This is a genomic window from Rhizobium sp. BK289 (assembly GCF_014193575.1).
In the GTDB taxonomy this organism is placed as follows: Bacteria; Pseudomonadota; Alphaproteobacteria; order Rhizobiales; family Rhizobiaceae; genus Rhizobium; species Rhizobium tropici_C.
Genome location: NZ_JACHZO010000023.1, coordinates 44,642 through 56,917 on the forward strand (window position 1 = coordinate 44,642; position 12,276 = coordinate 56,917).

Sequence of the window (12,276 nt, forward strand, 5' to 3'; positions counted from 1 at the left end):
GAGTTACTTCCAGACGTTCCGGTGGCCGATGACCTCGTCAATATGAAGGCGCTGGGACGCCTTGGCTTTCGATGTCCGCTATGCCTCCCATTGTCTTGGCCGGCCGCCACGTAGACTCCTCCGACTCAATGGCTTAATATCTTTGCGCCTCTCCCTTCCCTGCTAGGTTTCTTGGTTCCTTTTGCCCGCCGCTCGTCAGCGTGGCGAGCACAATACTGTTTTGTAGGTAGCCGCCTGGTGCGATGGGCCGGACGACTTCAATCACCGCAAAAAGCGCAATTCAAGAGCAGGTCGACAGCAAAGAGCTTTCCGAAATCGCCGAGTCCATGACAATGATCGTAGCAGTGGCTGTCGTGATCGTGCTGTCTCATGGCACGTCCGGCATCCCTTGACGAATATGGAACCGGCCGCCGAAGTTCCGGCGGCCGGGTTGAGTCAGCCTACAGGCGTGACCACTGCCGCCGCTTCGGGCGCCGACCCTCTCGCCAGGCCGGACCAGCCCATATAGAGCGCGATCACGAGCATCAGTACGCCAGAGGCATAGGGCGCACGCTTGGCAAAGGTGTCGAAACCGGACCAACGCTTTTGGACGTGACGCACGCTGATTGACGCTGCCACTCCCGCCGCGACCACTGTCATCGCGAGGCCAATGCTGAAGCACACCACCAGGACCACGCCGAGAGAGAGCTGCTTGAGCTGCAGGCATAGCAGCAGCACGGTGATCGCTGCAGGGCATGGGATCAGGCCGCCAGTCAGGCCAAACATGATAATCTGGCCGGTCGTAACGCTCTGGTTTTTGAAACGGCGGGCAGTGTCGTTGGCGTGGGCGCGGGCGTGCGCGTCCATGTATTCGCCATCTTCACCGACCGACAGGCCATGGTGATGATGGTGGCCATCTTCGCTATAGGCCACATCGTAGTCGTGGGTATGATCGCCATGTCCGAGGCTGACGCGGGCATTGAACTCATGCGGCTCCGGAATTTCTTCCATCCTGTCACCACCACCCATGTGATCCGCGGTCGACACTGATTTCGCAGGCCTTTGCGATCCGCCAAGGTTTTCACAAGGCTACCGCGTGGCATCGCAGTCGGGTCAAAGGTGCGTGGCTCACGCCAAATACTGGTTTACGTTACAACCGGTAACCTGCCATTCCGTTTTGCGACAAAGCCCGCCACGACGCACGCCGCCGCCAATCGTCGATTTCCCGGCAGATCCCGCATTCCATCGGCGGAATAGCGTTCGCCCTGGCGGCGCGAACCGATGACGCGGAAAGGCGGGATATCGTCGAGAGTGCCAATATTGATGGCGAGCTTGCGCAAAAAGTTCAACCGATCGAGGAGGCTAATGGCAGCTATTCGTTTTTAGTGCGAAGGATTTGGACGACACACGGTGGCCACCTTAGAAAAAACGCCTTGATTGCTACAATAATTCAGCACCCTCTTTGCGCGAAAAATTAATCTTACGCGAATATTGCTTCTGTCTTTGCGAGAGGAAGTTGTATGAACGAGATGATCAGAGCGCGAAACTTTCTGATTGGGCTAGTCGTTGCTTGTTACACTTCAGTGTTGATTTCGTGCCCCTCGTCGGTCTCACGGTCAATGTCGGAGATTTCGCGCGAGTGGCGGGATATACGCTCGCTATGTTCTTGATCCTGGGAGCACTGTGCCGTTGGCGTAAAATTCCTTCTCTTCAAGCCGCCGGCGAGAGTGTGAGTTTAGGGCTTGCCTTGACAGGTCCGCTTGTTGTCTTCGCCTATGTCGCCGCCGCGACCGATTTCCCCCTGCGAGACCAGCGTCTCATGGCAATGGACCGGGCGCTTGGCATTGATTGGGCCATGCTCATTCGTGCGGTCGATGCGAGGCCTCTATTGGCTACCACGTTGATGCTGGCTTATCGATTATTTAGCGTTCAGCTCTTGCTGCTTCCCGCACTGCTGGGCCTCACGAGGCGATCCGCACGCGCATACCAAATGATAACGGCCTATGGGCTGATTTGCATCCTGGCGAGCATTATCTCAATCTGGTATCCAGCGGTCGGAACCTATACCGCCTTTTCGGTTGACCTAAGCCATCTTAGAAATCTGAGCGCGACCCTCGGTACCGAGTTTGTAGCGCAACTGCTCGCGGTGAGAAGTGACCCGAACTTTGTGCTGCGTCTCAGTCAGGCAAGCGGCATTATCTCATTCCCATCGGTCCACGCGGCCGTCGCGGTGCTTTGCGCCTGGGCGATGTGGACCAATACATTGATGCGCTGGCCGTTTCTTATGCTGAACATCTTGATGATTGGTTCGGCAATTACTGAAGGCGGGCACTATGTTGTCGATCTTGTAGCGGGAGCTGGCTTGTCCGGGTTTGTGATCGCTTCGGTTCTCTATGTAACAAGATCATATCCATCAGTCGGCTTCGGAATACTAGGCCGGAAGAAGGCAGCGGGCCACGCAGACTCAAGCATGCCGAGCTGAACGGATGCCGCTTGACGGGCCAGGACACATTCCATCCCATGCTTTTCAGATGCTGACGACATTCCAGGATAGAACGTGAAACGACGCAGCCCAAGTTTGCCTGATATTGGGGGCAAACAGAACTGCTGGGCCGATGGTGCTCAGATTGGCAATAGCGGCAGTTGCTGACACGGAATAGGCCGGGATGAAGAACTCACCGTCGCGGGAGAACGACCAGATCAGATTGGTGCCATCATAGGTCAATCGTTGCCAGATCGGCTGGGAGGGTTGCGGAAAGCCAACATCCTGGCTCATAATGTCATTGACGCGCCCGTCAAGACCAATGCCTCCTGACGTAATGAAGTAGTCAAAGCGATAATCGGTCGTCTGAAGGGCAGTGATGCCGAATTCGACTGCCTTTTTGTTGACAGCATCCCGTACGGCAATGGACGGCATGGAGAAGTCGGATAGTCCGCCCGTGTACACACCAAGCATGGTTGCCTGCCAATGTCCGGACGGTGCATTCATCTCCGCCATCATCGCCGCTCCGTTGACGGCGGCGGTGGCTGATAAGACCATACCACGGCTGGTGCTGGCAATGGCAGCGCCGGTGGGTGGTGTCGTTGACGTCTGTAGGGTAAAATTGGCAGCAACCGGTTTGACAACGGCGGTGCCATTCAGCCAGTCTGCACCGCCGCCGCCAAGCACGCCAGTGGTCGCAATCGAAATGCCACCTGGTGAGTTCGTAATGGCTATGCCCGCCCCAGCCGACAGAGTCGTTGCGCTCGGCGGCGAACCAGTGGTCCCGATCAGCAATTGCCCATCGGTCAGCGGCCCAGCGGCGGCAAACCCACCGCCGCCATTGTCGAGCTGGATGCTGTTTTGTGCGCCCGCCGGGGCTGTACTGCCAAGACACGTTGCGACAGCGTTGAAATTGCCCATGACTGGCGAGCTATCGATTACCCCTCCGTTGACAATTTGATTTGGGACAGTGCAAGCGGCCGACGCACTGCCAACCATACCCAACAGGAAAGCGGCTGACATCAGGTAACATGTCTTGTCCATTGATAGAGCTCCAACGTTCTCAGGGATTAAAGCGAGGCGAGGTTCCAGGACAGGATGTGATAACCACTGTTCCAGTTGGAATGAGCTGGCTGGTAGAAGAGAATTGCCGGGCCGATCGTGCTGAGCTGGGTGAGCCAGTTCGTCGCGGATATCGAGTACGCGTTGGTGAAATTCTCGCCGTCTCGCGAAAATGACCAGATCAGCGTCGTCCCATTATAGGTCAATCTCGACCAGATGGGCTCGCTTGGGGTCGAAAATCCGACGTCCTGAAATGCCGAGTCGCCCGAATTCGTGTCCAGACCGATACCACCAGATGTTCTGATGTAATCAAATCGATATGTGTTATTGCCGTTTGATCCCTGCGAAAAGGAGACAGCCCGATTTGTCGTGCTGTCGCGTACGGTCAACGATGGCTGGATGTATGTGTTTAGCGAGCCGGTATAGACGGCAAGCATAGTCGCCTGCCAATTTCCGGCAGGAAGCGGCACATCTGCCATGATAGCCTGATTGTTAGCGCTTGTGGTCGCAGAGAGCAACAGCCCGCGTGTCGTCGCCACTACTGCCGCGCCGACAGGTGGTATCGTGGTCGTGCGCATGGTGAACGCGGCGGCATTTGGCTTGGCTACGGCCGCCTTATTCAACCAGTCGACCGCCGCTCCTGTGCCGCTGCCGGTCGCCGAAATCGTGACGGATGCAGGACCGCCAGTAATTGCGATGCCAGAGCCAGCCGAGAGCGTTCCAGGTTGAGGTGGATTGCCTGTCGAGCCGATGAGCAACTGACCGTTTGTCAGGGGTGTTGTGCCCGCAAGCGATCCGCTGCCTGCATTATAGAGTATCGAATTTGCACTACCACTTGGTGTCTGACTATCGGCGCAATTGGCCAACGCAGTAAAGTTTGCAGTGACTTTCGTGGCATCGGCCACGTCTGCGTTCTGCAATTGGTTGGGCAGCGTGCATTGCGCAGAAGCAGTACCGGCAGCCGTCACAAGCACTGTGGCAAGGATTGGAATGAGAAATGACGCTCTAGGCATTAGAAAACCCCATGCTTGGATGGCTGGAACTGGGTTACAGGCTGGCGAGGCGCCATGAGAGGATATGATAAGCAGACGGCCAGGAAGGATTCGTCGGTTGCTGAAACAAGGCAGCAGGTCCGACACGGTCGAGGTTGGTCAGGTTGTCCGCCGCCGAGATTGTGAATGCCGTGCTGAATACCTCACCGTCACGGGAGAACGACCACGAGAGATTCGTGCCGTCATAAGTCAGGCGTGACCAAATCGGCTGCGAAGGCGGGGGAAGGCCGATATCGGTGATGGTGGTTTGACCCGCAATGGTGTCCAGTCCTTGGCCACCTACGCTTCTGACGTAGGAAAACTGATAGGTGCTCGCACTCATGCCGCTGATGCCGAATTCGATGGCACGCTTCGCAACGGAATCGCGCACGGCAATCGCGGGCATGCTAAGAGTTGATAGCGGCCCCGAATAGATCGCGAGCATCGTTGCCTGCCAGCGGCCACTCGGAGCAGCTGTTTCGGCCATCACGCCGGTGCCATCCGCAACGGCAGTCGTCGTCAGTGCCATCCCACGGACCGTTGGCACCAGAGAGGCTCCTGCTGGCGCTGTCGTTGATGTCACGATGGAAAAGTTCGTGGCTAAAGGTCTGATGACGGCGGCTTCATTCAACCAATCGACAGCATTGGCAGAGCCGTTGCCTGTCGCCGAAATCGTGATTCCGCCAGGGGCGTTCAGGATGGCGATACCAGGTCCGGCGATTAGTGCCTTTGCTTGCGGCGCGCCTCCGGTGGTTCCAAGGATAACTTGGCCATCCGACAAGGAGACGCCGCCTAGGTTTCCGGTCGATGTTTCGAATTGAACCGTGTACTGGCCCCCCGATGGTGCGGTCGCGTTGGCACAGCCCGCTACGGCCGAAAAATTCTGCATGACCTGTGTCGCGTCGGCGGTTTGACCGTCGGACAAGACATTGGGCACCGTGCACGCGGCTATCGCTGGCGAGGAGACCATCGCAAAGAGTGCAGACGCAAGAAAATTCAGTGCAAGGTTGCTTTCCGATCGCATCGGGCGTCCTCTTGAAAACTGGTGAAAGCAATGCGCAAGCAAATCGAGACGCACCCTAATTGCACGCTGAAAAAGAATTCGTCAATTGGTAAAATATAGATGCCATAAAATTCGCAATTACAGAATATATATTGGGAATAACCATAGAAATCTACTTCCGAAAAACGTTCATTTTTCAGATCAAAACTGAAGACGATGCTTCGATTCCCGCATTTTACGGGATTGTATTTCTGGTTATTGTATGAGAATGCTATTTCAAACGCTGGGGACTTCGCTGAATGACATCGCAGGCCGCTTCGGGTGAGTCCAAAGAATGCTGCAATTCGTACGCAAGTTATCTTTTGCAAAATAAACTCACAAGATGCAGATTGTGCGACAGTAAACAAATTTCTCATGAGGAAAGAGCGATGATTTCCAGGCTCGGCTTCCACATAATTGTTTCGATTGCGCTTTTGGTGAGCGCTGTCCCCGTGTTCGCGGATTCGAAGTCGAGCAATTTTGGCTACGACGCTAACGGGCGGCTGACCACCGGCTTCTATGACCAATCGAAATGCATCGTTTACGGCTATGACCCGAACGGCAATCGCACATCTCAGTTGACCGCGAATAAGGATGTCGCTCCACCGATCTGGGGTCAGGTCAACTGGGGCGCCGTCAACTGGGCGAGCGGTGTCGCTGACGCGATCTGGGGTTCAGGGTCGTGGGGGTGCATCATGTGGACCCAACCCTGAGCAAGATTGACTGACGATCTTCCACGCCTTTTCAAAAATTTGACGAGAGATCTCGATGATGTCTGCATTCAAATCCGGAACAGCAGCAGTATTTCTTCTCGCATTGATCTCCGCCGGCACTGTGATGGCCGCACCACCGACGATAGCGTCGTTTCCGGCCCCGAGCATGGCGGGCTTTGCCGAGCCTTTGGTGAAAACAAAGGTCACCTTTCCAAACGAGGACGAGGATCTTTCTGCTGCTCTCAATGCGTTTCAGCATCGTCATGATCCTTCCGATCTCTCCAGTTTGACGGGGTTTCTCCAAAGGTATCCCCATGGCGGATGGTCGACAGCTCTGTGGACCAATATTGGCCTCTCCTATCTGCATGACGGATATTTCTCGCGTGCCATCGACGCCTGGCAAAAGGCCTGGACCGAGGGCAAGGATGCATCCACTTCAGAGGCACGAGCACTGACCGATCGTGCTATCGGCGAGCTCGCCAGCCTGAACGCCAGCATGGGACGGAGCGATGATCTGGCGCTACTGTTTAGCCAACTGGACGGTCGTAAGGTTTCCGGGCCGGCAACGGAAACGATTCAATCTGCCCGCGACATGCTGACACTGGTCAAGACCGATCCGCGGCATCTGTTCAACTGCGGCCCGCTTGCGCTACGAGCTCTCCTGTTGACCCAGGGGATGAGCGCGGACAAGCTCAATTTCCTGCAATTTTACAATGCCGGGCCGGAAGGCACGACGCTTGCCGAACTCGGTAGATTGGCAAGCAAGGTAAAGCTCGATTATCGCCTCATTCGCCGTTCTCCGGACGAAGCTGTCCCCGTGCCATCGGTCGTCCACTGGAAGGTGGGACATTTTGCGGCGATCGTCGGAAAGGCGAATGGCCGCTATCATGTTCAGGACGCAGTCTTTCCGAATGCGGATATGTGGGTCACGCCCGATGCACTGAATGCGGAGGCCAGCGGATATTTCCTTGTGCCCGCAAGCGAGGTCACCAGTGAAGCCTGGCAGTCCGTTTCAATGCCACAAGCAGTCTCCATTCGCGGCAAAGGATCGACGAACAGTACTCGCCAGGGCGATGCCGGCGACACGAATGCCAACGGGCCGGGACCAATCCCTCCTGATCCCAACAATCCATCTCTTGGCGGCTCGGGAGGACTAGGCGGCAATGGAAACCAGTCGCCATGGCCGCAGGGCGCAAACAATCAAAACAACGGCGGCGACAATAACCAATGCCCCCTCTGCGTGGTCAACATTAAGGAATCCAGTGTTAGCGTCGCGCTCTCGGACGTGCCCGTCGGCTACGTTCCGCCGATCGGTCCCTCGATGAAGATCGGCATCAGCTACAATCAGCGTGAAGACAGTCAGCCTGCTAATTTCGACTACTTCAATATCGGTCAGAAATGGTCGCTAAGCTGGTCAAGTTACATTATCGACGATCCAACCAATCCGGGCGCCAATGTTTCGCGTATCATGGGTGAGGGCGGCGCCTTCTACTACATCGGCTATGATACCGTCCGCAAAACCTTCGCGGCGCAGGACACCGATGGTTCGATCCTTTCTCTCATTTCGCAATCGCCCGTCAGCTATCGGCGCCAATTGCGCAACGGTGGAATGGAGATCTATGAGCAGTCCGACGCAAGCGCCGCCTATCCGCGCAAAATCTTCCTGAGCAAGGTGATTGATCCGCAAGGCAACGCCGCAACGTTGCACTACGATAACCAGAAGCGGCTGACCTCAATCACTGATGCCGTCGGGCGTGATACGACCTTTAGCTATGGCGTCGCCGGCCGTCCGCTGCTCGTCAGCCAGATTGCGGATCCATTCGGACGCAGCGCCGTCCTAACTTACGACGGTCAAGGGCGGCTGGCGTCGATCACCGATATCATCGGTCTGACATCGAGTTTCAGCTATGACGCCAATTCGCTCATCAACGCTCTGACGACGCCTTATGGTACAACCCGGTTCAGCTATACGGCACCTGGAACCTCGGGTCCGCCGCGCTTTGTTCAGATCACTGATCCGCTCGGCAATAAGGAGCGCGAGGAATGGCTCGAGCCCGCCCCGATTCCATTCAGCGATCCGACCGCTACTGTACCTGTTGGCATGCCACTTCCGCTCTCCAACACTTATCTGCCCTACCGCAACAGTTTTCATTGGGACAAGAGCGATTACGTCACCGCCGGCTGTACAGATACCGGTGGGTGCGATTACACCAAGGCCAGGATCCGGCATTTCGTTCACATGCCAGCCTCTTCTATCAAGGGGACGGCAATCGAGAGCGAGAAAAAGCCGCTGGAGAACCGCGTCTGGTACACCTACCCCGGGCAGATCGGATCAACGGGCACCCTTTACGGCGGAACCTATAACAAGCCGACGGCGATTGGCCGAGTGCTCGATGACGGTTCATCGCAGATCAGCTTATATGCTTATGACAGCAGCGGAAATCTGACGCAGGCAACGGATCCGGCCGGGCGAATCACCTATTATTCCTATTCGAATGGCATCGATCTTGTTGCCGTCAGTCAAGCGGATCAATTCGGCGCGCAGTCCACACTGGCGCAATATATTTACAACAAGCAGCATCGGCCGATCTTTTATTCGGACGCGGCCGGGCAGACGAGCACGATCGGTTACAATGCAGTTGGTCAGTTAACCTCGTTCACCGACGCCCTTGGTGAAAAGACGGCCTATCAATACGACACAAACGCAAATTTGGCGTCAGTCACGAACGCCAACAACGCCACTGCGGCTACCTACACCTATGACGGTTTTGCCCGCGTGCGAACCTATACCGACTCCGAAGGTTGGACGGTCACTTACGACTACGATGCGGCCGACCGCATTACGAAAATCACTTATCCCGACGGCACATCGCAGCGCTACACCTATCAGCGGCTCGATCTGGTTTCCTATCAGGATCGCGAGGGGCGGGTTTGGCGATATCAATATGACGCCAATCGCCGACTAACGGCGGTTGTCGATCCTATGCGGCAGTCGACGACGCTCGGCTACGATCCGGCCGGAAATCTCGTTTCTCTAACGGATCCGAAGGGCAATGTGACGGCCTGGGCCTACGACGTTCAGGATCGGCAAACCTCGAAGGCCTATGCCGACAATAGTCATGTTACCTATACTTACGAAAACACGACCAGCCGCCTGAAGAGCGTTCTCGACGCATTGGGACAGACAAAACAATACAGTTATGCGATCGACAACAATCTGACTGGTCTGACATATCTCAATGCCGTCAATCCGACGCCGAATGTTTCGTTCGGCTACGATCCCTATTTTGATCGCATCGCTTCGATGACGGACGGGGTGGGGGCGACGACCTATGCCTATAACCCGTCCTATGTCGATGGTGCCCAGCAACTGGCTCAGGAGTGCTTTACCGCATCCGGCTCTGCGAGTTGCTCCCACACAATCGCCTATGGCTATGATGCTCTGGGACGGCAAGCCACCCGGCAGATTTCGGGCAGCGGCGCCGAGACCTTCCAGTACGATGCTATCGGTCGCGTGATCAATCACTCCAGCGACCTGGGCGCCTTTCAGATTTCCTACCTGGGGCAAACCTCTCAGATCACAGTTCGGCAGTTGCTGCCAGCAACGTCAACTCTCAAGACCAGCTGGAGCTACCTCGATAATGCCCATGACCGTCGTCTGTCTGGCATCGCCAACACCGGCTTGACGAGCGGGCAGTATACGAATTTCACCTTTCAAAGCTCGCCGGAGAACTTCATCACCGCGATCACGCAAGACAGCGACACAAGCGTCGCGGATCCGAGTTCGGCGATGCAGGCAGTCTCGTTCAATAATCTCAACGAGATCACGCAGGCTTCTGGTCAGGGCTACAGCTACGACGCCAACGGAAATTTGCTGTCCGACGGCGAACGGGCATATTCCTGGGACGCAGAAAATCGTTTGGTTGGGATCACATATCCCTCGCAATCGGGGAAGCTCACCAAATTCGCCTATGATGGACGCGGGCGTCGTATTGAGATTGGCGACACGCCAGCGAGTGGAGGTAGCGCCGTTACCTTAAAGTATATTTGGTGTGGCAGTAAGCTTTGCCAAGCACGCGATGCCGCCTACTCTCCGAAACAAAGTTACTTCACCGAAGGTGAATTTAAGGTCGGGGCAGCAAATCCAGCGCTCTTCTACGGCATCGATCAAGTCGGTTCTGTGCGGCGAGTGTTCCAAAGTGCAACCGCCGCTCCCGCTTACGATTATGACCCTTGGGGCGTAGTGCTGCAGACGGCGCAGTCGCTTACAGATTATGGTTTCGCCGGATTGTTCTCCCACCGCGAGAGCGGTCTTGGCCTGACGTGGTTCAGAGTTTATAATTCGAATCTGGGGCGCTGGGTCTCCAGAGATCCACTTGGCGAGGGAACTAACCAGACCCTTAATTTGTACGCTTATGCAGAAAATTCTCCGCTAGTCTATACAGATGCCAGTGGACAATTTTCGATTTTTCCTTGGCTAATGCAGCAGCTATTACAGCCGTCACAGCCATCGCTCGGCATGTGTCCGGCGCCTAATAATTTCCCGGACTTAGCGGGTCCTCTGCTTAACAGTGGCCCACAGAACACGCCGGATGCAGGGGATCTGGAGGGCAAGACCGCGGATGATATCGGTCAAGACCTATCGGGTCGAGGTTGGTCCTCTCGACCTGCAAAAAATAACCAGGGCACGGTATATGAAAACCCCGATAGAAAAGGCGAACAAGTCAGGATTCATCCAGGTGGCACAAAAAATACCTCGAATCCGGAGCTGCACGATGATCCGTATGGCGTTGTGTCGAAAGGTGGAAAAACTGACAGGTTTAAGCTCGGCAGGTGACTAGGAAAATGAATTTCGGTACACAAACAGCGATCTTAATAGCGATATTGGAATTGTCTGAGTTTGATTACTGCGGACTATATGAGACCTATTGGTTGGTACCAGATGGGGACATTCACAATCCCCAGTTAAATATTTCAAAGATCTGCAGTCTCAATGAAATTATAGAACTAAACTATAATCTATGCAAAAAAGGATATGCTGAATTAATTCTATTTCAAAATGGCGAACCAAAAAGGTGCAAGGACATATCTAATATAAAATATGACAGAAATTATACTCCATTTTCGATGACAAGAGATACAGGTTATGGATTGAGCACAACTGAAACGGGGGCGGAGCTGTTACACCGCCTAAAGGCCCGTGCGTTAAAAAATTGAATATTGAGACAATATTTTCAGGAGTGCCGGCCTAACTTGTAATCTTTAGAATCGCCTGAGGTCGGAAGTATGTGAAGCGCGACGGTTTAGGCGGTGAAGAAGGGGGTTTTCAGCAACCAAGAGCTTGATCAAATGTGGCGAAATCTTGGTCCTGACGCTTTCGTGCCTTCAAAGCTAACTGATCGACGTCTGCTTTCGGGAAGACGCGACTGCCAACGATACAACCGACATTGGGCGCGTTGCGGATCGGCCGGTACCGACCCCATTGCGGACATCAAGCCACGTGCATTATGTTCTGACTGATGACCAAAGAATATATCCTTGATGGATCGAAGATCACGTCGCTTGAGGCTTTTTATGAGCAAGTGAGTGAAAGACTCATTCCGGATGCATATTGGGGACGAAATCTTGATGCCTTCAACGACATTCTGCGCGGAGGCTTTCGTACACCTGACGAGGGATTTATCCTTCGGTGGACCCATTCAGAGGTCTCTCGGACAAACCTGAGCCATCCGGAAACGGAAAGACAGTTGGAGAAGCGGTTGGAACGCTGCCACCCAAGCAATCGTGAACTTGTGCGAGCCGACCTAATCCGAGCGCAAAAGAGGCAAGGGGCCACCGTTTTCGATTGGCTTGTTGAAATCATCCAAATTCAGTAAGCGGTTAGCTGATGGCGTCAGGCCTGAAGTTCCATGGCATAAGCGCCTCGAGCTCGGATACTGGCCAGCCTTGAGCGATGCGGGTCAATGT

General features: G+C 54.9%; 10 protein-coding genes. 5 read left to right on the plus strand and 5 right to left on the minus strand.

The window, feature by feature from the left end; genetic code table 11:
* Positions 1-435: 435 nt before the first annotated feature.
* Positions 436-990, minus strand: a complete 555-nt coding sequence (locus FHT84_RS29550) for a nickel/cobalt efflux transporter (RefSeq protein ID WP_348647387.1) — start codon at positions 988-990, stop codon at positions 436-438.
* 134 nt (positions 991-1,124) lie between these two features.
* Positions 1,125-1,319, minus strand: coding sequence for a hypothetical protein (locus FHT84_RS29555; protein WP_162736982.1), 195 nt, complete (start codon positions 1,317-1,319; stop codon positions 1,125-1,127).
* A 176-nt stretch (positions 1,320-1,495) separates the two neighbouring features.
* Here FHT84_RS29555 and FHT84_RS29560 point away from each other — a divergent pair, with 176 nt between their 5' ends.
* Positions 1,496-2,461: a phosphatase PAP2 family protein gene (locus FHT84_RS29560; protein WP_183765563.1), complete on the plus strand. Its 966-nt coding sequence runs from the start codon at positions 1,496-1,498 to the stop codon at positions 2,459-2,461.
* A 45-nt stretch (positions 2,462-2,506) separates the two neighbouring features.
* On the opposite strand, the gene FHT84_RS29565 is transcribed toward FHT84_RS29560, so the two are convergent.
* From FHT84_RS29565 to FHT84_RS29575, 3 genes are read right to left on the minus strand one after another with little or no spacing between them, the layout of a single operon-like run.
* Positions 2,507-3,505: a hypothetical protein gene (locus tag FHT84_RS29565; RefSeq protein WP_246698665.1), complete on the minus strand. Its 999-nt coding sequence runs from the start codon at positions 3,503-3,505 to the stop codon at positions 2,507-2,509.
* Positions 3,506-3,531: 26 nt separating this feature from the next.
* Positions 3,532-4,536 carry a hypothetical protein gene (locus FHT84_RS29570; RefSeq protein WP_246698666.1) on the minus strand — a complete coding sequence of 335 codons (1,005 nt, stop codon included), beginning with the start codon at positions 4,534-4,536 and terminating at the stop codon, positions 3,532-3,534.
* A gap of 34 nt (positions 4,537-4,570) precedes the next feature.
* Positions 4,571-5,578 carry a hypothetical protein gene (locus FHT84_RS29575; RefSeq protein ID WP_246698667.1) on the minus strand — a complete coding sequence of 336 codons (1,008 nt, stop codon included), beginning with the start codon at positions 5,576-5,578 and terminating at the stop codon, positions 4,571-4,573.
* 407 nt (positions 5,579-5,985) lie between these two features.
* Here FHT84_RS29575 and FHT84_RS29580 point away from each other — a divergent pair, with 407 nt between their 5' ends.
* From FHT84_RS29580 to FHT84_RS29595, 4 genes are all read left to right on the plus strand, one after another.
* The gene (locus FHT84_RS29580; protein WP_162736981.1) at positions 5,986-6,309 is read left to right on the plus strand and encodes an RHS repeat domain-containing protein; all 324 of its coding nucleotides are present in this window, start codon (positions 5,986-5,988) and stop codon (positions 6,307-6,309) included.
* Positions 6,310-6,364: 55 nt separating this feature from the next.
* Positions 6,365-11,146: an RHS repeat-associated core domain-containing protein gene (locus FHT84_RS29585; RefSeq protein ID WP_246698668.1), complete on the plus strand. Its 4,782-nt coding sequence runs from the start codon at positions 6,365-6,367 to the stop codon at positions 11,144-11,146.
* Between the two features lie 8 nt (positions 11,147-11,154).
* On the plus strand, positions 11,155-11,526 hold the full coding sequence (locus FHT84_RS29590) for a hypothetical protein (RefSeq protein ID WP_162736980.1): 372 nt from the start codon (positions 11,155-11,157) through the stop codon (positions 11,524-11,526).
* 302 nt (positions 11,527-11,828) lie between these two features.
* A complete protein-coding gene (locus tag FHT84_RS29595; protein ID WP_183765560.1) occupies positions 11,829-12,185 on the plus strand; it encodes a barstar family protein in 357 nt (118 codons plus the stop codon).
* Positions 12,186-12,276 lie beyond the last annotated feature (91 nt).

What these genes read in the sequence shown, in the direction of transcription:
- FHT84_RS29570 (WP_246698666.1), bottom strand. Translation starts at nt 4,536, where the DNA reads ATGCCTAGAGCGTCATTTCTCATTCCAATCCTTGCCACAGTGCTTGTG.
- FHT84_RS29580 (WP_162736981.1), top strand. Translation starts at nt 5,986, where the DNA reads ATGATTTCCAGGCTCGGCTTCCACATAATTGTTTCGATTGCGCTTTTG.
- FHT84_RS29585 (WP_246698668.1), top strand. Translation starts at nt 6,365, where the DNA reads ATGATGTCTGCATTCAAATCCGGAACAGCAGCAGTATTTCTTCTCGCA.
- FHT84_RS29550 (WP_348647387.1), bottom strand. Translation starts at nt 990, where the DNA reads ATGGAAGAAATTCCGGAGCCGCATGAGTTCAATGCCCGCGTCAGCCTC.
- FHT84_RS29565 (WP_246698665.1), bottom strand. Translation starts at nt 3,505, where the DNA reads ATGGACAAGACATGTTACCTGATGTCAGCCGCTTTCCTGTTGGGTATG.
- FHT84_RS29590 (WP_162736980.1), top strand. Translation starts at nt 11,155, where the DNA reads ATGAATTTCGGTACACAAACAGCGATCTTAATAGCGATATTGGAATTG.
- FHT84_RS29575 (WP_246698667.1), bottom strand. Translation starts at nt 5,578, where the DNA reads ATGCGATCGGAAAGCAACCTTGCACTGAATTTTCTTGCGTCTGCACTC.
- FHT84_RS29595 (WP_183765560.1), top strand. Translation starts at nt 11,829, where the DNA reads ATGACCAAAGAATATATCCTTGATGGATCGAAGATCACGTCGCTTGAG.